Origin of the sequence: Chryseobacterium sp. C3 (assembly GCF_014218905.1) — a bacterium.
Lineage (GTDB): Bacteria > Bacteroidota > Bacteroidia > Flavobacteriales > Weeksellaceae > Chryseobacterium > Chryseobacterium mucoviscidosis.
Window position 1 is genome coordinate 809,213 of sequence record NZ_JACLCU010000001.1, and the last position, 20,596, is coordinate 829,808.

The 20,596-nt window shown below is 36.6% G+C and carries 22 protein-coding genes; 7 read left to right on the plus strand and 15 right to left on the minus strand.

Annotated features, from left to right (window positions below; all coding sequences use genetic code 11):
- Nucleotides 1-138: 138 nt before the first annotated feature.
- Nucleotides 139-900 carry a phospholipase D family protein gene (locus tag H6W53_RS03620; protein WP_185204906.1) on the plus strand — a complete coding sequence of 254 codons (762 nt, stop codon included), beginning with the start codon at nt 139-141 and terminating at the stop codon, nt 898-900.
- Between the two features lie 104 nt (nt 901-1,004).
- Here H6W53_RS03620 and H6W53_RS03625 read toward each other — a convergent pair whose 3' ends face one another.
- The 4 genes from H6W53_RS03625 to H6W53_RS03640 all read right to left on the minus strand — a co-directional run bounded on the left by H6W53_RS03625 (nt 1,005) and on the right by H6W53_RS03640 (nt 4,862).
- Nucleotides 1,005-2,102: a serine hydrolase domain-containing protein gene (locus tag H6W53_RS03625; RefSeq protein ID WP_185204907.1), complete on the minus strand. Its 1,098-nt coding sequence runs from the start codon at nt 2,100-2,102 to the stop codon at nt 1,005-1,007.
- Nucleotides 2,103-2,675: 573 nt separating this feature from the next.
- Nucleotides 2,676-3,698, minus strand: a complete 1,023-nt coding sequence (locus H6W53_RS03630; protein ID WP_185204908.1) for an alpha/beta hydrolase — start codon at nt 3,696-3,698, stop codon at nt 2,676-2,678.
- Between the two features lie 20 nt (nt 3,699-3,718).
- The gene (locus H6W53_RS03635) at nt 3,719-4,102 is read right to left on the minus strand and encodes a DUF3037 domain-containing protein (RefSeq protein WP_116099017.1); all 384 of its coding nucleotides are present in this window, start codon (nt 4,100-4,102) and stop codon (nt 3,719-3,721) included.
- Nucleotides 4,089-4,862, minus strand: coding sequence for a HipA family kinase (locus H6W53_RS03640; protein WP_185204909.1), 774 nt, complete (start codon nt 4,860-4,862; stop codon nt 4,089-4,091). Before H6W53_RS03640 ends, H6W53_RS03635 begins: the two co-directional genes overlap by 14 nt.
- Before the next feature lie 167 nt (nt 4,863-5,029).
- Here H6W53_RS03640 and H6W53_RS03645 point away from each other — a divergent pair, with 167 nt between their 5' ends.
- Together H6W53_RS03645 and H6W53_RS03650 are read left to right on the plus strand one after the other, a co-directional pair.
- Nucleotides 5,030-5,869 (plus strand): alpha/beta hydrolase family protein, encoded by an 840-nt coding sequence (locus H6W53_RS03645; protein ID WP_185204910.1) that lies wholly within the window; start codon nt 5,030-5,032, stop codon nt 5,867-5,869.
- Between the two features lie 81 nt (nt 5,870-5,950).
- The gene (locus tag H6W53_RS03650; RefSeq protein WP_185204911.1) at nt 5,951-6,139 is read left to right on the plus strand and encodes a bacteriocin-like protein; all 189 of its coding nucleotides are present in this window, start codon (nt 5,951-5,953) and stop codon (nt 6,137-6,139) included.
- A 33-nt stretch (nt 6,140-6,172) separates the two neighbouring features.
- Here H6W53_RS03650 and H6W53_RS03655 read toward each other — a convergent pair whose 3' ends face one another.
- The 9 genes from H6W53_RS03655 to H6W53_RS03695 form a co-directional block, all read right to left on the minus strand.
- The gene (locus tag H6W53_RS03655) at nt 6,173-6,775 is read right to left on the minus strand and encodes a hypothetical protein (protein ID WP_185204912.1); all 603 of its coding nucleotides are present in this window, start codon (nt 6,773-6,775) and stop codon (nt 6,173-6,175) included.
- A 7-nt stretch (nt 6,776-6,782) separates the two neighbouring features.
- Nucleotides 6,783-7,604 carry a flavin reductase family protein gene (locus H6W53_RS03660; protein ID WP_185204913.1) on the minus strand — a complete coding sequence of 274 codons (822 nt, stop codon included), beginning with the start codon at nt 7,602-7,604 and terminating at the stop codon, nt 6,783-6,785.
- Nucleotides 7,605-7,666: 62 nt separating this feature from the next.
- A complete protein-coding gene (locus H6W53_RS03665; RefSeq protein ID WP_034673342.1) occupies nt 7,667-8,074 on the minus strand; it encodes a GxxExxY protein in 408 nt (135 codons plus the stop codon).
- A 35-nt stretch (nt 8,075-8,109) separates the two neighbouring features.
- Nucleotides 8,110-9,357 (minus strand): fumarylacetoacetase, encoded by a 1,248-nt coding sequence (gene fahA, locus H6W53_RS03670; protein ID WP_185204914.1) that lies wholly within the window; start codon nt 9,355-9,357, stop codon nt 8,110-8,112.
- 94 nt (nt 9,358-9,451) lie between these two features.
- Nucleotides 9,452-9,937, minus strand: coding sequence for a hypothetical protein (locus tag H6W53_RS03675; protein ID WP_116099764.1), 486 nt, complete (start codon nt 9,935-9,937; stop codon nt 9,452-9,454).
- Nucleotides 9,938-10,007: 70 nt separating this feature from the next.
- Nucleotides 10,008-11,138 (minus strand): 4-hydroxyphenylpyruvate dioxygenase, encoded by a 1,131-nt coding sequence (gene hppD / locus H6W53_RS03680; protein ID WP_185204915.1) that lies wholly within the window; start codon nt 11,136-11,138, stop codon nt 10,008-10,010.
- 230 nt (nt 11,139-11,368) lie between these two features.
- Complete coding sequence (locus H6W53_RS03685) at nt 11,369-12,148, minus strand: hypothetical protein (protein WP_185204916.1); 780 nt, start codon at nt 12,146-12,148, stop codon at nt 11,369-11,371.
- 135 nt (nt 12,149-12,283) lie between these two features.
- The gene (locus H6W53_RS03690) at nt 12,284-13,558 is read right to left on the minus strand and encodes an acetyl-CoA hydrolase/transferase family protein (protein WP_185204917.1); all 1,275 of its coding nucleotides are present in this window, start codon (nt 13,556-13,558) and stop codon (nt 12,284-12,286) included.
- Between the two features lie 196 nt (nt 13,559-13,754).
- On the minus strand, nt 13,755-14,942 hold the full coding sequence (locus H6W53_RS03695) for a homogentisate 1,2-dioxygenase (protein ID WP_185204918.1): 1,188 nt from the start codon (nt 14,940-14,942) through the stop codon (nt 13,755-13,757).
- 122 nt (nt 14,943-15,064) lie between these two features.
- Between H6W53_RS03695 and H6W53_RS03700 the strand changes: the two genes are divergently transcribed.
- Entirely contained in the window at nt 15,065-17,134 is a 2,070-nt protein-coding gene (locus H6W53_RS03700) for a TonB-dependent receptor plug domain-containing protein (protein ID WP_185204919.1), read from the plus strand.
- Nucleotides 17,135-17,331: 197 nt separating this feature from the next.
- Nucleotides 17,332-17,796: a thioredoxin family protein gene (locus tag H6W53_RS03705; RefSeq protein WP_185204920.1), complete on the plus strand. Its 465-nt coding sequence runs from the start codon at nt 17,332-17,334 to the stop codon at nt 17,794-17,796.
- 223 nt (nt 17,797-18,019) lie between these two features.
- Here H6W53_RS03705 and H6W53_RS03710 read toward each other — a convergent pair whose 3' ends face one another.
- Nucleotides 18,020-18,385 (minus strand): DUF1304 domain-containing protein, encoded by a 366-nt coding sequence (locus tag H6W53_RS03710; RefSeq protein WP_076395792.1) that lies wholly within the window; start codon nt 18,383-18,385, stop codon nt 18,020-18,022.
- A 67-nt stretch (nt 18,386-18,452) separates the two neighbouring features.
- Here H6W53_RS03710 and H6W53_RS03715 point away from each other — a divergent pair, with 67 nt between their 5' ends.
- A complete protein-coding gene (locus tag H6W53_RS03715; protein ID WP_087707700.1) occupies nt 18,453-19,025 on the plus strand; it encodes a Crp/Fnr family transcriptional regulator in 573 nt (190 codons plus the stop codon).
- A 65-nt stretch (nt 19,026-19,090) separates the two neighbouring features.
- On the plus strand, nt 19,091-19,534 hold the full coding sequence (locus H6W53_RS03720; protein WP_185204921.1) for a carboxymuconolactone decarboxylase family protein: 444 nt from the start codon (nt 19,091-19,093) through the stop codon (nt 19,532-19,534).
- Nucleotides 19,535-19,812: 278 nt separating this feature from the next.
- On the opposite strand, the gene H6W53_RS03725 is transcribed toward H6W53_RS03720, so the two are convergent.
- Nucleotides 19,813-20,565, minus strand: a complete 753-nt coding sequence (locus H6W53_RS03725) for a type 1 glutamine amidotransferase domain-containing protein (RefSeq protein ID WP_185204922.1) — start codon at nt 20,563-20,565, stop codon at nt 19,813-19,815.
- Nucleotides 20,566-20,596: the final 31 nt, after the last annotated feature.

The following is a 20,596-nucleotide window of genomic DNA, read 5'->3' on the forward strand; positions in this document are numbered from 1 at the left end:
GATTTTAAACTTCCATCCTCCAGCTTCCCTACTTCTATCTTCCATCTTCTAACTCCCAACTTCTCTCCTAATTATTTTGCAAAGTTTTTTATTTTTTCTTTCTTTGGAGCGAAAATAAAATGATTTCGAACGATGGGTATGTTTTACAACAATGCGGTTTGTGATATTTATATAGGAAAAAGTGCAGGAGCTAAAATGATGCAGGATATCAGAAATGCTCAGAGAAATGTGAAAATTGTTTCCCCTTACCTTTCTCCTTTTTTAATTAAAGAGCTGATTTACCTTCATTCCAGAGGAATTAAAATAAGATTGGTTACCAGCGATGAAATCGAAGATTTTTACGGCTACGACAAGAATATTCACAAACTGATTATTCAGAATAAACACGTTGACGAAAAGGCAAAACAGACCAGAGACAATCTGGTAAGCCTCTCCGGAACCCTGCTTTTTGCCATGATTGGTTTGGGCGTGGTTTTGCTTCCGTTGATGTATCTTTTAAACAATTTTAAACTTGCTTACGGATTTATTATTGTCATCTTAATGTTTCTTATAAGAGATTCCATCGTTAAAAAAATAAAAAAGACAAAAGTGTATCATTACAGCTACAAACAGCTTTTTCCCTTCAAGGTTTTTGTCTCTCCGAATAGCGGAAATTCTACCAATAAAACCTTCATTCACAGTAAAATTTATATCATTGATGACGAAATTGCCTATCTAGGCTCTCTGAATTTCACAGGAAGCGGCGTGAAAGACAACCACGAAACCAGAATACGAACAACCGATCCGGAAGCCGTTGCTAAAATCATCGAAGAAGTTAAAGAAATTTTTTATCATTCCAATCTTCCGGAAAGAGATATTCAGTTTTGGGGAAGTCAGTTGTATGAAGAACCGGATAATTAATTTTGTTGATAGTTGATAGTTGATAGTTGATAGTTGATGTACGTTGGATTAGATTTTTAAGCAAAAAATTCACAATTGACTGCAGAGCAAATTCACCATTCACTTTAATTAATCACCGCATTTATTTTCTGCCACAAAACATCATCAAAATCCGAAAGAGCAAGATTCACATTGTCTGCAGCATCACCCATTCTGATGATGACGAGTTTTTTGCTTGGAACGACATAGATTTTTTGATCATTTTTACCTAAAGCACAAAACATATCATCCGGTGCACTCGGAATCAATTTTCCGTTGAACTGAAACTGAGTCTGCGGCATATGATAACTTGTCTTTCCGTTCAGCCACCACAGATAACCGTAGGCTAAATTGATACTTTGGGAAGTATTCGTTGCACTTTGGAAATAATTCGAGTTGATGATCTGTGTTCCGTTCCAGTTTCCGTTGTTTAAAGCCATCAGTCCGAAACGCGCCATACTTCTCGTCGTACTCCAGTACACACTGTTGTCGCCGCTTTGAATCCAGTTTCCTGTCATCCCGATTTTATCCCTAAGTTTGGCATTGAAATATTGTGACCAAGTCTGTCCTGTTGATGCGGCTACAACATCCTGAAGTTTTACATAGACATTGTGATACGCCCATCGTGTTCCCGCATCAGCTTTGTACTGTAGATTTGCCGGACTTACATCATCTCCGAGACTGTCATCAAGACCGGAAGTCATTGTCAGTAAATTCCGGCAGGTAATTAAATTTTCTTTTGCCAATGGAGCGCTTGTCCAGCCGGTTCCGATGTATGTGGAAACTTTATTGTTGATATTGATAAATCCTTCCTGTTCTGCAATTCCCGTTACCGTTGAGGTTAACGTTTTTCCCGCGCTTGCCCAATACCAAGGTGTAGTAGAAGTATGTCCCGAAAAATAATTTTCCATAACAATTCTTCCGTTTTGCAGGATCATGAAACTTTTAGAATGTTTGGTTTCCAGATACGTCAGAAGATCCTGAACTTTGTCCTGATGCCAGTTTAATGCAGAAAGAGATTTGGCTTCCCAGACATCACTGTTGGAAGGAGGAAAGTACATGGCTTCCGTTGTAGAAACCGTACTGTTCGGATCTGAAGAGGGTTCCGTAATATCATCAGAAGAACTGCAGGATAATGCTAAAAAACAAAATGCAGGAACAGAAAATAGATTTTTTATTTTCATACGAAATTAGTTTAAATTCTGATTTTTAGATCATCATAACAAGGAATAGTTAAAAATATTTTATGAAAAATGTTAAAAAGATCTTCAATTGCAATTTAAACTAATTTCAGGATTAACTGCAAAAGATGCAAAAGACAATAATAGAGCGAATTTTCAGAATAAGCAAAGCGTTCAAAAGAATAAAAATCAAAGATTTTTAAAAACTATTGTGATCTTTTTTCTTTTAAAATCAGCACTTTGAATAAGGATTAGCTTATCTTTTGTGACTTTTGTGGTTATATAAAAAGGGTAAATATTCTTTGTTGAAAAGCAAATTATCTTCAATTAGAATTTAAACTAAAACTTGAATAAACTAATTTCAGAATTAACCACAAAAGATGCAAAAGATAATAATAAAGTAAATTTCAAGAATAAGCAAAGCACTCTAAAGAATAAAAATCAAAGATTTTTAAAAACTCTTGTGATCTTTTTCTTTTAAAATCAGCACTTTGAATAAGGATTAGCTTATCTTTTGTGACTTTTGTGGTTATATAAAAAAGTTAAATGTTCAATTAAAATTTAAACAGAAACGTTTTACTTTTTATGTGCTTCAATAAAACGGATCATATCATCCGTAAGCTGATCCATATATTTTTTATCAGTTGTTCCGAAACCATGCGTTCCGTCTTCTACCACGACAAGTTCAGCTTCTATATTTTGCTTTTTCAGCTTTTTTACCAGTTTTTTAGAATGACTCAATGGCGCTACCTTATCTTTATTTCCATGAAGAATAAAGGTCGGAATTCCGTTTTCAGTCTCATTGATCGGGGAAACCGTTTCCAGATAATCTATGGCTTTTCTTTTTTCATCATTAATATCGTACCCGGAAATTCCATAAACCAGTTTCTTTCTGATCTCAACAATCGGCTTAAAGAACAAACCGACAATAGACACCGGAACTTTTCCCAGTCGTGTATGAAGAAGTTGATTGATATCAGTCGGTCCGAAATTATCAACCACATAATTTACCTTTGCCGAATAAGAAGATAATTCAGGGCTTCCCAAATATTCATTATCATTCGTGTATGCAGCCATCAGAGCGAGATGCGCTCCCGAAGAAGCTCCGAAAAACCCTATGTTATTGGGATCAAAATGATACTGATCTGCATTTTTTCTTACCCATCGCACCACATCTTTAGTATCCTGAATCGGCAGCGGAAAATGTACGGTTTCGCTTACAAGGGTATAATCGATGCTTACCACAGCATAATTTTTTTCAACAAGTTTTAAAATGAAATTTTCGATATAATTGTTGGATCTTACTACTTTATCACCTTTCGCCCATGCTCCGCCGTGAACATAGATTACCACAGGAAGTTTTGCAGAACCCGCGTTTTTCGGTTTGTACAGATCCAATTTGATGGGATTTCCGGAAGCATCATTTTTATACGTGATATTTTCTGAAAAAGCCGTTTTTTCGGGAAGAAGAACACTTGGCGGTGTCGGAGTTCCTTCGATCGGACCCTGAGAATAACTCAACGTAAAAAAGCTGAACAGAAAAATAAAAAACAGGCTTTTGGAAAACCTGTATGCCGTATTGTCATTCGTAAATTTCATAGAATATTTTTTTGAGGGTATTATTTTACTAACTCCTCAAAAAGCCTACCAAAAGTATCTTCCAGATTTCTGGATTTTCCGGGATGAGGTCTCGAAGTCTGGATCACAGAACTTCTTACGGCAGTCAGCCAGCGGAATCTTTCAGGTATTTCAAGCTGTGCAATCGGTCCGCCGTCTTTTGCGCCGTCAGCGATTTTTTTGAAGCTTTCCAGATTCTGGATCACGTCTTCATAGTCTATTTTGCTTCTCATCAGCTTAAATTTATCCGGACAGAGGTAAAATTCCACCTTAATGAATTTTTCTTTTTTTGAAAACATTACCAGTCCGATATTGAAAAATTCTTCTCTTTCAACCTTCGGAACCAATCGTATCACCGCGTATTCGTAGATTTTATCCTCTTGCATTTTTAGCTTCGTTTAAAAAGATTTCAGAATGTTCTAATCGGGTCTTCAGGAAGTTGAAATAGATTTCGCGGATTTCTTCCGGCGTTTCTTCCGCATCATTCCAGTGCAGCCAGTCTTCGGGAATGATATTCACAATTTCTCTGAATACCTTTTCGTTCAGTACTTCTTTGGCAAACAGATCGGCTTCATCCAGCTTTGATGCCTGTGGAAGCAAAACATGGTCTTTTACATATTTAAAAGGTGTTTTTGCTGCCGCATCAAAATTCTGCCATGAGTGATGAAAATAAAAAGAAGCTCCGTTATCAATAATCCAGAGCTCTTTATGCCACATCAGCATATTTGTGTTTCTGAAAGTACGGTCGATGTTTGTGATAAATGTATCCAGCCAGACGATTTTCGAAGCGAGAAGCGGATCGATCTTCACACTCGGATCATAAGTAATGGAACCTGAAAGATAATGAAGTCCCAGATTAAGACCTTCGGAATTTTTCAAAAGATCCTGAATTTCTTCATCGGCTTCGGTTCTTCCGAAATCCACATCAAGATTCACAAAAACAAGCTCGGGAATTTTCAATCCTAAAATTTCTGTAATTTTTCCGCCGATCAGTTCAGAGATCAGCATTTTTACTCCGTGACCTGCTCCACGAAATTTCAGAACATATTTAAAATCATCATCTGCTTCTGCCAGAGCAGGCAGAGAACCTCCCTCCCGAAGCGGCAGAATATAACGCATGACGGTTACCTTTCTTAAATCCAACATAAGGCAAAAATAAGATATTCCTTTGTGTTTATTTCTATTTATACTATTTTTAGGTAAAAAAATGATTGTTTCGAAATTATTATTGTTATTCTGAGCCAAGCTCGCATCTATTAATGCTTTGTCGGAATAACAAAAAAAGTTTTTAATACATTATTATACAATACAATATGCAGATCACAAAAAAGCAAAATATCATTATTTCCAATCCTGAAACCAGAGATTTTCTCGCCGATGCATTTTTTCCGGAAACAGACCAGAAACTACCTTTGGTGATTTTCGTTCACGGCTATAAAGGCTACAAAGATTGGGGTGCATGGAATATTATGGCTGAAAAGTTTGCGGAAGCAGGATTTTTCTTTGTTAAATTTAATTTTTCGCACAACGGAACAACAGTTGAAAATCCTCATGAATTTGCTGATCTTGAAGCCTTTGGAAATAATAATTATTCTAAAGAGCTTTCGGATCTGGGAACCGTGATTGATTACTTCGTTAAAAATGAAAATGTAGATGCTGATAAGATTATCCTGATCGGTCACAGCAGGGGAGGAGGAATATCTATCATCAAAAGTTTTGAGGATGAAAGAATTCATGGTTTAATTACCCTTGCAAGTGTAGACACACTGGATCGCTTCCCGAAAAATGATGCTTTTGAAAGATGGAAAGAAGCCGGAGTGTATTATGTGATGAATGGAAGAACAAAGCAGGAAATGCCTCATTATTATCAGTTTTATGAAGATTTTGAAAATAATTTTCACCGTTTTGATGTGGAAAGAGCAACCGAGATGGCGAAAGTACATTATTTAATCATTCATGGGACAGATGATGAGGCAGTGAATGTAAAAAGCGCAGAGCATCTTCACATTCTGAACCCAAATTCTGAGCTGTATCTTATTGAAAAAGCCAATCATACTTTTGGGGCAAAAGAACCTTGGGAAGAGTCAAAACTGCCAAAAGATCTCAATGAAGTTACAGAAAAATGTATTACGTTCATTAAAGAGAAAATATGATTTTTCTGGATTTATCACTAATATATTCAAATTAAAAATTTTTCATATATTAGTGATATCAACAAATCTAAATCGTACACTATGAAAAATTTAAAAAAATTGAGCAGAGAAGCTAAAAAAAGTATTGTAGGGCAAGGACCTAGTTGTCCGCCTGTAGGATGTTATAATTTCTATCTCAGCGATGGAGACAGTACTTGTATCGCTTCTGGATGTCCAAACGATTACGGAACAATTGTTACGGTAAACGGACGATCTCAGTGCTGTTTCTAAAAAAGTAAAGGAGTGAAAATTTTCACTCCTTATTTATTTATTCATTTGTATAGCATTCTCTTTTACCGATTTTAAGAGACTTCTGAAGTTCTTCATGGTCATCATTTCAGTGGAAGGTGTAAAGATCGTTGCTTTCTCACCTTTTTCTACAGAAACTTCCGAATAGGCTTTGAGGGTATAGATCTTTTTCAATGTTTTGATGTCATAAACATCCATCATCGCAAATGTTTCATTTTTTCTGTATTCGTCTTGTACGCCTAAAGTATGGTCTAAACCGTTTCGGACTTTGAAAGTATAAATATTCACCAGAAAATTGAAATCGGAATTGTTTTTAAGGTCTTCCAGATCATCCGTTTCCGGACTGAACGGAATATCATGACTGATTAAGTTTTCAGATTTTGCTGTTTTTAAATCATAGGCTTTTCCTTCACTTAACTGAGTAAATAATTTCATGGTTTCTGCAGTCATCATTTCCCGGTGGTGCGCATCAACCGTAGTATTGATATTGTTTATTAGCCATTTTTGATCTTTTGAAAATATGAGCGATTTGCTGTAAATTCCGTAATCTTTTCTAACCGGATAGTAGCATGATTGTAAACCCAGCAATATCAATAATAAGAAGAAATATTTTCTCATAAATCTCTTAATAAATCAGAATTTTCCATGCATCTTCAATTTTACTTTCCAGTAATAATTTCTGCGCTTCAAAATGAACCTTTTCATCGGAATGATAATTTCCTAAAGGCAGTATTTCAACATTTGCAAGCATTCCCAAATCGTTTCCTGTGAATATTCTGCTGAATTTTATTTCATCCGGAAGAAGATCAAAACCGATTCCTTTGGTTACCAGAGGTTTTGGAACTTCAAAAAGATTGTCTGCTGTGTTTCTGGAATACCAGTTGCTTCCCAATCTTGCCACCATATCCAGTTTTGCCTGATCCAGATTTCCGTTTTCATCCAGATATTCTTCGCGGATATGAATTTTCTGAACTTCACAGATCACCAGATTTCCTGCACCGCCCTGATCGCCCAAAGATTTTACTTCTAAAACTTTGCATTCAAAATTTACAGGGCATTCTTCAATTAATTTAGGCTGAACAAAATCAGCATCTTTCATCGTTAATCCGGATTTAATGAATTCGTTAACGCCTTCTTCATATTCTGTTGAAGCCAAAGAAATCTGCTGTACAATCGGAAAATTAACCGTTCCTATAACCACTTCCGGGACTTCCAGAACGTTTTCCAGCGTATGTTTAATAGTATTGTCGCGAACTCTTCTTGAAGGTGAAAAAACCAAAACCGGAGGAACCGTACTAAACATATTAAAAAAACTGAACGGCGACAGATTGCTGTTTCCGTCTTTATCAAGCGTTGAAGCCAGTGCAATGGGACGTGGTGAAACGGCAGTCTGCATAACTGTTTGCAGTTGCACGGGAGTTATTTCTGAGGGGATGAGTGTTTTCATATTTTATTTAACCACAAAAGGCACAAAAGTTTTTTTTAAGTAAATAATTAAATTTTTCAAGATCAAAAAAGCATATCGTAATATTTATTTACAAAAGTTTCATGTCCTTGATGATATAAATTTTTCACATTAAAATTCACCAGTATTCCTTTGGGCTTCTTCATTAAATTAATATAATTCAAAATTTGGGCACGATGAATTTCGTTCAGTTCTGAAACTGCTTTTAATTCAATTACAATTAAATCTTCAACCAAAAAATCACAAAAGAAATCACAATTTATTTCTTTCCCTTTATAAATGATGGGCACTTTAAACTCGGATTTAAAATTTATATTTCTTAATCTGAATTCTTCTTCCAGACATTTATGGTAGACACTTTCCAATAAACCGGCTCCTAAAATTTTGTGAACTTCTATGCATGCTCCGTTAATCTTGTAAGTAAGATCGGTTAAATAAGATTGTGTAATCATAAAAGCTTTTGTGACTTTTGTGGTTAAATCTATTTTTACAGAGCAGGAATAATTTTCCCTGAAACTTCACCGAAACCAACTCTCACTCCGTCTTTTTCAGCCCAGGCTTTCATGGTTACCGTATCGTTATCGTTGATGAATTTTCTTTCTTCTCCATTGTTTAACTGAATCGGATTCTGACCTCTCCACGTTAATTCAAGCATGGAACCGAAAGATTTCGGATCGCTTCCTGAAATGGTTCCGCTCGCGTAAAGATCTCCGACTTCCACGTTGCAGCCGTTTACGGTGTGATGAGCCAGTTGCTGCGTCATGTTCCAGTACATATGCTTGTAGTTGCTTTCGCAGATCAGGTTTTGCTCTCCGTTTTCAGGCTGAAGATAGACTTCAAGATTGATGTCGTAATTTTTATCTCCTTCAAATTTCAGATAATCCAGAACTTCAGGATCCTGTTTAGGAGAAGCGGTTCTGAATGGTTCTAAAGCTTCCAGAGTAACCACCCACGGCGAAATAGAGGAGCCGAAATTTTTAGCTAAAAATGGTCCCAGCGGAACATATTCCCAAGACTGAATGTCTCTTGCCGACCAGTCGTTGAAAACCACCATCCCGAAAATCGCGTCTTCAGCATCTTTGGTGGAAATACTTTCGCCCATTTCGGTGTTTTTATTGATGATGAATGCCATTTCAAGCTCAAAATCCAATTGATTGCATGGTCCGAAGACTGGTTTTTCTACATCTGCTGGTTTCATCTGACCTTTCGGACGGTTGATTTCCGTTCCTGACACTACAATAGAGGAAGCTCTTCCGTGGTAACCTACCGGAAGATGTTTCCAGTTGGGAAGCAATGCATTCGCAGGATCTCTGAACATTTTTCCCACGTTGGTTGCGTGTTCGATGCTGCTGTAAAAATCTGTGTAATTCGGAATATGAACCGGCATCATCATTTTAACCTGATCCAGCTCATAGAAGGCTTCTTCGATTGTTTTTTCGTCTTTTGACAAAGTAGAACCTTCCTGTAATAATTCCTGAATTTTTAAACGAACGGCATTCGTTACAGGCTTTCCAAGTTCGATGAATTCATTTAAGGTATAGGCTTCGAAAACGTTATCGCCTAAGCCTTCGATTTCTTCGAAATATCCCAGATCGTATAACGTTGCAAGATCGATGATCTGATCGCCGATTCTTGTACAGCATCCGATGTATTCTTTGTTGAAAACCGCTACACCAAACGGAATATTATGAATAGAAAAATCTGAATCTGATGAATATTCTACAAATGATTTCATAATTTTAGAATTTAGTTTGGACTTTATAAATCCGTTAGATTTTAAATTTTAAATATTCTGAAGGCTTTTTAATCAGTTTAAGCGTTCAAAATATTTACTTTTTAGATTTGGTTTTGTTTTTAACTTTAGAAAAAGATTCTTCGTCAATCCATCTTGCTTTAGTATTCACGTCGATCAGGTACAGAATATTGTCCTGTCTTGTTAAAAGCAATGTTTTGGTAACGGGGATCGGAACTTTTTTGTTTTCCAGAAGATCCGCTCTTAAAGAAATGATGTTCTTTTTATTTCTCACGATATCTCCTGAAAAAACATTCGAACTGCTTTCTCCGGTAGCTTTATCGTCAAAAACTTCTACGTAAGTCGCTTTGTTTCCTTTAATGACAATAAAATCCCTTTCGGTATGGTCTGCTTCATCATTGATGAAAACAAACTTTTTATTATCAATGTTTACCGCTTCCAGATTCTGGTTGACTCCCTTTCTTTCTTCAAGTCGGGTAAGAATATCATTTAGTGAACCGTACTGTGCTTTTAATCCAAAGCTTGCTCCTAAAAATAACATTCCCATTAAAAATTTTCTCATATTAATGTGTTTTTAAAAAAAGTTTTGTCAAGACTGTTCATCCTGACAAAACTCAATATTACAAATAAAATTAAAGGTTTCCTCTTCTTTCCTGTTCTCTTTCCAATGCTTCGAATAATGCTTTGAAGTTTCCTGCTCCGAAGCTTTGCGCTCCGTGTCTTTCAATAATTTCAAAGAATAGAGTAGGACGGTCTTCTACAGGTTTTGTAAAGATCTGCAGCAAATATCCTTCCTCGTCATGATCGATAAGAATTCCCAGTTCCTGAAGTTTCTTAAGATCTTCGTCGATGTGTCCCACTCTTTCAGGAACCATATCGTAATAGGCTTCAGGCGGCGCAGATAAAAACTCTACCCCACGTTTTTTTAATTCTGTTACGGTGTGGATAATGTCTTTTGTAGCAACTGCAATGTGCTGTACCCCTTCACCTTCATAGAAATCAAGATATTCTTCTACCTGAGATTTTTTCTTACCTTCTGCAGGTTCGTTAATCGGGAATTTTGCATAACCGTTTCCGTTGGACATTACTTTAGACATCAAAGCAGAATATTCTGTGTTGATCTGCTTATCGTCAAAAGAAAGAATGTTTACAAATCCCATTACTTTTTCGTACCATTCTACCGTTGGGATCATTCTGTCCCAGTCTACATTTCCTACGCAGTGGTCTACATATAAAAGACCTGCATCTTCAGGCTTGTAATCGCTTTCCCATTTTTCGTAACCCGGCATGAAAGGACCTTTATAGTTTTTTCTTTCGATAAACATATGAACGGTTTCTCCGTAAGTATAAATTCCGGACATTCTTACCTCACCATTTTCGTCTGTTAACGTTACCGGCTTAAGGTAAGGTTTTCCGCCTCTTTTTGTGGTTTCTTCAAACGCAGAATAGGCATCATCCACCCAAAGAGCCAAAATTTTCACTCCATCACCATGTTTTTTTACATGCTCATTGATCGGAGAATCAGACTTTAGCCCTGTTGTAAGTACCAATCTTATTTTTCCCTGCTGAAGAACATAAGAAGCACGATCTCTTACTCCGGTTTCAGGACCAGCGTAGGCAACAGACTGAAAACCGAAAGCGGTTTTATAATAATGCGCAGCCTGTTTAGCATTTCCTACATAAAACTCAATGTAATCTGTACCGTTGATGGGTAAAAAATTCTCAGCCTGAGCAATTTTTTCGGCAAATGTAAGTGTTGACATATTCTATTTTTACTTTTATATTTATGGGAATGCAAATTACGAATTTCTTACTAATACGAAAAATATTAACAAACGCACGTTAGGTTAATTTAACATAATCGTAAAGAAAAGTTCATTTAAGTATGCTTAAGTTTATTGTTTTGGTAATAATGTTTATAGATTTGTATTGCTAACAAATGAAAAAAAAATATTTCGAAAAACGAAGCCACAGGTTTTCCCTGCGGCTTTCTTTATTTTACATTGTTTAATCTTCCTGCATCGGGATTATAATTATCCCAGATTTTCCAGACATTGTCTATTTTGCGGATGAAATAAATTTGGGTATTCAGTTGGTTTACAAAATGCTCTTCATCTGTTGCTCCTACTTTGAACAGAAGATTCCAGAATTCCTGAGATTCCAGAATTTTTTTGTCCGGTTCATCCGTCACGATATGGATATCGAATACTTCATAATTCGAACGGTTATTTTTCGTTACCAGATGAAAATCCCTGTCGCACAATTCTTTGCTGAAGTGCGATGCTCTTTCCAGAAAAGGAGATTCATTAAAAACCAAATCTTTGAAGAGTTCCGTTTTATGATCCGGAAACTGTTTATAAAATTCAAAAACGGTAGCGCAGTAATCATACACCATCTGGAAAAACTTCTGGTTGTTGTTTTCTTCGTTATCCTGTCTCTTTTCCTTTATAAACTGAATGTAGGCATTTAAATCTTTATACCCCAGAAAAATACAGATCTTATCCAGTGTTTTCAGAAACCGGAGATCGTTGTGCGTTTTGTCCTGATAATCATTTTCAAAAAAACGCTGAAGGGTAACATGGGAAATCGTATTCCCAATTTCAAACTTTTTTCCGCCTTTAAGTTCTTCAGCCTCAGAAAGTTCATCTTTAATGATTTCAGAAAGAATAATATAATGGCTTCGCTTCCATTCCTGTACATTTCCCAGAACCGAATTTTTCACTTTGGGGTGTTTTATAACCTCTTCTCTTATCGAATTATATATCGTTTTCAATGTCCTGTTTTTAAAAGCTCTTTAGCAAATATACTGCCATTTAACTGAATTTTTCCGACTATTTCATTATGTTAAATTGAAGGTGTATTTTTTTTAGGACATGGAACCTGAAAATCTGGTAAAATAAATGAAAAATTAGTGCTTAAACCTTTCATAAGCAGCTTTTTCCAGCATTTCCCTGTCATCGGGATGCGCGATGCTGATTAATTCCTGAGCTCTCTGTCTTAAATTTTTTCCGTAAAGATAAGCAGTACCATACTCCGTTACAACCCAATGAATATGCCCTCTTGTGGTTACCACTCCGGCTCCCTGTTTCAGGAAAGGAACAATTCTGGAAACTCCTTTTTTGGTTCTCGAAGTAATTGCAATGATCGGTTTTCCGTCTTCGCTTAATGCTGCTCCTCTCATAAAGTCCATCTGTCCGCCGATTCCGCTGTACTGCATCGTTCCGATGGAATCTGCGCAGACCTGTCCGGTAAGATCAATTTCAATCGCCGAATTGATGGCAACCATTTTATTATTTCTCATGATATTGATCGGAAAATTTACCGTACTTACATCGTCAAATGAAAATACAGTGTTATCGTCTACGTAATCATACAGTTTTCTTGTTCCGAAACAGAAACTGGTAATGGTTTTATTGTCGTTGTAACCTTTATATTTATTATTGATGACATCATTCTGGATCAGATCAATCACTCCGTCACTCAGCATTTCGGTATGTACTCCCAGATCTTTATGATTGTGAAGACATTTCAAAACCGCATCAGGAATGGTTCCGATTCCCATTTGCAGGGTGGATTTATCGTCAATTAATTCGGCAACATTTTTTCCGACCAGCATTTCTTCCGGACCTACTTTTGCTCCATAATCTACGGTTGGAAGTTCTTCTTCATGCCATACAAGCTTATGAATTCTGCTGATGTGGATCATTCCGTCACCATGCGTTCTCGGCATTAAAGGATTGACTACGGCGACAATTATTTTTGCAGTATCAACCGCAGCTCTCGCAACATCAACGGAAGTTCCCAATGTACAGAAACCATGTTTGTCAGGCGGGGAAACGGTAATTAAAGCAACATCAAGCGGTAATATATTTTTTCTGAAAAGGATAGGAATCTCGCTTAAAAATACAGGGACAAAATCTCCTCTGTCAGAATTCACCGCATCGCGGACAGGAGACGAAACAAATAAAGAATTAACGAAAAATTTGTCTTTGTACTCAGGTTTTGCAATTTCCACATTTCCCTGCTGGGTAATGGAAACCATTTCTACATTATCCAAACGGTGGGATTGCCTCGCTAGTTCGTCGATTAAGTAATTCGGAGTACAGGCGCTTCCGTGAAAAAATACACGGTTTCCGCTTTTAATGGTATAAATAGCTTCTTCTGCGCTGATGTAATTTTGCATATTGAAATTTTTTATGAATTTTTCTTAGTCTTAAAGATAGTTCATATTGTTTTTACTTAGTCTTATTATTCGAAGATTTTTATCATGTTTTAATCAAATTGATTCAAAAAAAGGACTGAAATTAATATTCAGTCCTCAATATATTTTAATAATAATTTTATAGCTAAAAGCCGGAAACCACTCGCCAAAAGCTTTATTACTCCTGAGAACGGTCTTCAAGATGGTTGTCTTCGTTTTCCAGCCATGAAGTTTTGTAAGAAGGATCTTCCACTTTTAAAGCTTCTTCCGTAATTTTCAAAGGTCTGAAAGGATCTACCATTACAGCATATTCTTCTGTGAATTTTTTACCGATGCTTCTTTCCATAGCTCCCGGATGCGGTCCGTGAACAATTCCTCCCGGGTGAAGCGTAAAATCCATTAAATCGATATGGTTTCTGCTCATGAAATCGCCTTCCGTATAAAATAAAACCTCATCAGAATCAATATTTGAATGATTATAAGGAGCCGGAATGGCTTGTGGATGATAATCGTACATTCTTGCACAGAACGAACAAACTACGAAATTATGGGCTTCAAAAGTCTGGTGAACCGGAGGCGGTTGATGAATTCTACCTGTGATCGGCTCAAAATTTTTAATATTGAATTTATAAGGATAAAAATAACCGTCCCATCCCACAACATCAAACGGATGTGTTGCGTAGATGAAGTCTGTAATCTGGTTTTCTTTTTTTACTTTAATTAAAAATTCTCCCTTTTCGTCTTTCGGTTCCACAAAAGTAGGAGTGATGATGTCCCTTTCGCAGAAAGGAGAATGTTCCAGCAATTGCCCGAATTCGTTTCTGTATCTTTTCGGCGTATAAATCGGGGAGTGGCTTTCTACCACGAAGAAAACCGTATCATCAGAATGCAGTTCCACCTGATAAATCGTTCCTCTTGGTATAATTAAATAATCCCCCACAGAAAATTCAAGATTTCCTACAAAAGTTTTTAAGATTCCGCTTCCGCTGTGCGCGTATAAAAGCTCATCGCACTCAGCATTTTTGTAGAAATAATCCATTGATTTTCTTGGCTTCGACAGTCCCATTTTCAGGTCGTTGTTCACCATTAAGAACTTACGGCTGTCCATAAAATCGTCTTCGGGAGTTACGTTCATTCCCTTAAACATTCTTGGCGTTACGTTTTTATCAATAACAATTTTCGGGGCTACGTCTTTCGGTTCACCGATGGATTTTATCTGTGTCGGACGGTGAATATGGTACAATAACGAAGAAATTCCATGAAAACCTTCCGTCCCGAAAAGCTGTTCATAGTAAAATTTATCTTCAGGAGATTTGAAAATCGTGTGTCTTTTTTGGGGAATATTTCCCGACTGATGATATCTCATTTTACTTTTATATGTTGATTCTCAAATTTAACACTTTTTCATGAATTCAATTTAATAATATTTTTCAGATGAGTTTTGTGATTAAAAAATAATTGTTAGCTTTGTCTAACAATTATAATTTCATGAGACGAATATTATTTTCTACAATCTTCTTTTCGGGGTTCTGCTTTTCACAGGAAACGGACAGTCTGGCTTTGAATGCGTCGAAAGAGCAGGATTCTGCAAAAGTTTTAAATCCAAAAATCAAAACAAGAGATATTGATGATGTGGTGATTACAGGAACGATAAAACCAATCAGCAAATCAAAAAGTCCTGTAAATGTTGAAATTTATTCGCAGAAGTTTTTTCAGAAAAATCCGACGCCGAGTATTTTTGAAGCCATTTCCATGGTGAATGGAGTAAAACCTCAGTTAAATTGTTCCGTCTGCAATACGGGAGATATTCACATCAACGGACTGGAAGGTCCTTACACGATGATTTTGATTGACGGAATGCCGATTGTAAGTTCGCTGTCCACCGTTTACGGACTGAGCGGAATTCCGAACAGTCTGGTTGACAGAATTGAGGTAGTAAAAGGTCCTGCTTCCTCTATTTACGGCTCCGAAGCAATGGGCGGTGTCATCAATATCATTACTAAAAATGCTTTGACTGCACCCAAATTAAGTGTCGATCTGATGACGACAACCTGGAGTGAAAATAATGTAGACCTTTCCACGAAATTTAATTTTGGAAAGAATGTCGCTTCGCTGTTGAGTATGAATTATTTCAACTATACAAAAAGATTCGATTACAATAAAGACAATTTTACGGATGGAGCTTTGCAGAACAGAATTTCAGTTTTTAACAAATGGAATTTCCGGAGGAAGGAAAACCGATTGGCGAGTTTTGCTCTGAGATATTTATATGAAGACCGTTTTGGCGGAGAAATGCAGTGGAATACATCTTATCGGGGAAGCAATGAGGTATACGGAGAAAGTATTTATACGAATAGGGTAGAAGCTTTCGGGGTCTATCAATGGCCTTTGAAAGAAAATATTATCACTCAGTTTTCCTATAATTTTCATGACCAAAATTCTTTTTACGGCAATAATCCTTTTCTGGCGAATCAGAAAGTGGCTTTTACCCAGACGTATTGGGATAAAAAATTCGGAAAACACGATTTGATTCTGGGGGTTACGTTTAAAAAGACATATTATGATGACAATACGCCCGGAACATTGTCTGCAGACGGATTAACCAACGAACCGATGAGGTCGCCGATTTTTGGAGCTTTTATTCAGGATCAGTGGGAAATTAATGAGAAAAATACGTTGCTTTTGGGTTACAGATTGGATTATGATAAAATTCATCATGCCGTACATTCTCCGCGCTTTGCCTGGAAATTTTCGCCGAATCCGTATCATACTGTAAGATTCAATTTTGGGACGGGTTTCCGTGTGGTGAATTTGTTTACCGAAGATCACGCTGCATTAACGGGTTCGCGTGAAGTGGTGATTCAGTCGAATTTAAAGCCTGAAAAATCGATCAACGGAAATATAAACTATGTATGGAAAATTCTTGCTGGAGATCAATTGATTAATTTGGATGCTTCTGCATTTTATACGTATTTCAGCAACAAAATTGTAGGAGATTTTGATACCGATCCTGCGAAAATTATTTATGATAATCTTCAGGGGTACGGAATTTCGAGAGGAGTTTCTATAAATCTGGATTATACCTTTGATTTTCCTTTGAGCGTTAATCTGGGAGTGACGTATCTGGATGTTTATCAGAAGTTTGATGGGGAAAATGAAAAAACGCAGCAGCTTCATGCCCCGAAATGGAGCGGGACTTATAATCTGAGTTATAAGTTCAAAAATAATCTGACAGTAGATTTTACAGGACAGTTTTACGGACCGATGCGGTTGCCGGTTTTACCGAATGATTACCGACCGGAATATTCTCCGTTGTATACTTTAGCGAATATTCAGGTTTCGAAGAGTTTTAAATCGGGATTTGAAGTGTACTGCGGAATTAAAAACCTGTTCAATTTCACTCCGAAAGATCCGTTGATGCGGCCTTTTGATCCGTTTGATAAAAATGTAAATGATCCGGTAAGCAATCCTTATCATTATACTTTTGATACGACGTACGGATATGCGCCTATGCAGAAAATAAGAGGTTTTTTGGGAGTCAAGTACACTTTGAAATAGTTGTGAATTTTTTTAACGCAAAGATTTCTAATGAAAAAGAATATTTTTAGAAAGCAAAGGCAAATAAATTTGCTTCACGAAGCTTAAGGAAAAGCTTCATCAAATCAACTTGTTGATCCATCTTGCTCACTTATATGAAATAGAAAAAATTAAAACTTTGCGTTTAAAAGATTTTTATAAGAAAAAACATATATAAAATGAAAAACCTAAGGATATTTTTATTTTTAATGTTAGTGCCGTGTTTTTGTCTTTCGCAGATGAAAACCGGCACTTTTTCGGATTTGGAAATTCAGCAGAAGGAAGATCCGAAACCAATCATGATTCATCTTTATACAGATTGGTGCAGTGTCTGTAAAATCGAGAAATTCAATTTAAATAAAGATAAAGAGCTGGTTGAACTCATCAATCAGCATTTTTATATTATTAATTTTGAAGCTGAAAAAACAAAAGAGAACATCCGTTTTTTAGGAAAAGAATACCATTATCTGTCTAACGGAAATTCAGGAATTCATGAGCTGGCTCTGGCTTTATCGAAAAATAAAAGTCAGCCGGTTTATCCTTTGTGGATTATTCTGGATAAGCATGGAAATTTGGCTGAATATCATGAAGGGTTATTTAAACCTGAGAGATTAAAGAAGAAGCTCAAAGAGATTTTGGAATAGTGATTTTGTTTATTATATTGATAGGAAGCTGTGGATTTTTTACCGTACGCTGAGCGGAGCCGAAGCGTGCGATGTGATTATTGTAGAAATATCTATTTAATGTACGCTTCGGCTCCGCTCAGCGTACGAAAGGTTACCAACAAAAACATTCCTCATTTATTTTAATAGAGAGGAAATTTTTACTTCAAAATGATGAAGGGTTATAAAATCGGCGGGAGAGGTTTTATTTTAAGAGCACTGCAGCAATCGCCAGAATTGCAGGTAAAGCCTGAACAAAAAATATTTTCTTTGTGGCAGAAATGGCACCGTAAATTCCGGCAACAGCAACACATCCTAAGAAGAATAAAGCGATATTCGTCTGCCATTTCGGATCTTCGATGAAGAATGACCAGATGAGTCCCGCTGCAAGAAAACCGTTGTACAGTCCCTGATTGGCAGCTAAACCTTTGGTCGGTTTAAACATTTCGGGAGGCAAGGCTGCTTTGAAAACTTCTTTTCCTTTGGTTTCCCAGGCAAACATTTCCATCCAGAGAATATAAAGGTGTTCGAGGGCAACAGCGGCGATGAGTATTTTAGCTACAATTTCCATAATTTACGTTTTTGTTTTGTAAAACTAAAAAAATAAAGTTAAGTTTGGTTATACAATTTTCAAAAAAATGGAAACTTTCAGGCAGCATTTGGAAAAATTTATTTCGGTAACCGATGATGAATTTTCTTCCATTCTTTCATTTTTTCAGCCGATGGATAGTAAGAAGAAACAGAATCTGATGACTGAAGGAGAAATCTGCCGGTCGATGTATTTTGTGGTAAAAGGCTGTCTGAGAAAATTTTTCATCAATGAAAAAGGAGTGGAGCAGACTACGGAATTTGCGATTGAAAACTGGTGGATCACCGATACTTTTGCGTATGAAAGACAGTCTGTCTCGAACTTTTCCATTCAGTCGGTCGAAAAATCAGTCATTTTGAAAATTGATTCAAAAGATCAGGAAGAACTGCTGAAAAAACATCCCGTTATGGAGCGGTATTTCAGGATGATTTACCAGAGAGCATATGCCGCTTCAGAAAGACGCATCCGCTATCTTTACGAATTTTCACGCGAAGAACTGTATGTGCATTTCAGTACCCAATATCCGTGGTTTATTCAGAGAATTCCGCAATATTTAGTGGCTTCTTTTTTAGGTTTCACTCCGGAATATTTAAGTGAAATCAGAGCGAAATTACGTTCTTAAACCAGTTTAAGATTTTTACAGACTTCAAACCGGAACTTTGTCTCAGAAATTTAAACCAAAATATTATGAGTGCAAGATTCAACTGGACAACCGTTCATCCTGCGGCATACAAAGCGGGAATAGGTATGGAAACTTCTCTTCAGAACAGCTTTTTAAGCCCGATTCATAAAGAATTAATTAAAATCAGAGCTTCGCAGATCAACGGATGTGCTTTCTGTCTGGATATGCATACGAAAGATGCGTTGAAATACGGGGAAACACCGCAAAGAATTTTTCTGCTGAATGCATGGAGAGATGCAAAAGAACTTTATACAGAGGAAGAGCAGGTTATTCTGATGATTGCGGAAGAAATTACGTTAATCAGTCAGAAAGGATTAACCGAAGAAACCTATCAGAAGGCGAAAGAGTTTTTTGATGAAACCCAGATTTCAGATATTATTATGGCAGGTATTGTTATTAATATGTGGAACAGAATTGCCATTTCTACCCATATGCCGATTGGGAAATAGATTTTTAATACAAAAGGTAAACACAAAAGAGCTTTTCAGATCTGAAAAGCTCTTTTCATTATTAAGTCTGTTTAAATTTTTTATTTAACCGCAAAAGTCAAAAAAGATCAACTAAACTTTTATTTAAAGTTGATGATTATAAATAAAAAAGGTCACAATAGTTTTTAAAATCTTTGATTTTTATTCTTTTGAGCACTTTGACTATTCTGGAAATTTGCTTTATCATTATCTTTTGTCCCTTTTGCGGTTTATTCTGAAATTTGTTTAAACTATTCTGTTTATTTTTTCAATTCCTTTAGAATTTCTTCGCCTACACTTTTCGCAGACTGAGGATTCTGTCCGGTAATTACCCTCTGGTCGCTCACTGCGTGAACCTGCCAAAGTCCGGATTTCTCAAATTTTGCGCCTCTTTCTTTTAGCTTATCTTCCAGAAGAAAAGGAACCACGTGGGTTAATTTCACTTCAGCTTCTTCTTCGTTGGTGAAAGAATTGATCTTTTTACCGTCAACCAGATATTTATCGTTATTCAGTTTGATGTTGACTAAACCTGCCGGACCGTGGCAGACTGCTGCAACCACACCGCCGTTTTCATAAATTTGAGAAGCGATGGAAGCCAGTTCGGTGTTGTCTGCAAAATCCCACATCGCACCGTGACCTCCCGCATAAAATATTGCTTTATATTCTTCAGGATTCACTTCCGATGGTTTCATGGAGTGATCGATCTTGTTTTTATACTTTTCGTTTTCCCAGAATTCTTTGTTTACCGGATCTTTCAGATCAAATCCGTCTACCGGAGAAGTTCCGCCTTTCGGACTTACAAAATCTATTTCATATCCTGCTTTGTGAAGAACTTCCCACGGATGAGCTACTTCACCCAGATAATATCCTGTTTTTTCACCGGTGTCGCCTTTTGTCCCATGACTGGTAATGACGAATAAAATTTTCTTTTCCATATTTTTAAACTTTTTGGTTTGTGCCTGCATAAATCCTGCCATAAAGATGGCGAGGACGAGTAATATTAATTTTTTCATGTTGGTATTTACTGTTAAATAGACTGTTGAA